The sequence below is a fragment of the Streptomyces beijiangensis genome (genome assembly GCF_017315755.1).
GTDB classification, from domain to species: Bacteria; Actinomycetota; Actinomycetes; order Streptomycetales; family Streptomycetaceae; genus Streptomyces; species Streptomyces beijiangensis.
On record NZ_JAFLRJ010000867.1, the window covers coordinates 1 to 241 of the forward strand.

1 protein-coding gene is annotated in these 241 nt (G+C 75.1%); it reads left to right on the forward strand.

Features of this window, described 5'->3' with window-relative positions; translation table 11 throughout:
* Positions 1-241 (forward strand): serine protease family protein (locus J0695_RS39570; protein ID WP_206969683.1); only part of this gene is annotated, 241 nt, incomplete at both ends.

Below are 241 nucleotides of genomic sequence, written 5' to 3' on the forward strand. Positions count from 1 at the left end.
GATCTGGCGGGTCGCCCGCGCGGCACCGGCTTCGTCGCCGACGACCGGGGCACGGTGGTGACCAGCCATGAGGCCGTCGACGGGCTGAGCAGAGTCGTGCTGCACGCGCTCGGCGAGCGGACCTTCCTCGCCGAGGCCGATGACATCACCTCGCTGCCCGGCCTCGGCCTCGCCCTGGTGCGCACCGACGGGCTCGGGGTGCGACCGCTGCCGATCGCGGTACGGGAGGACGGGGCCGAGC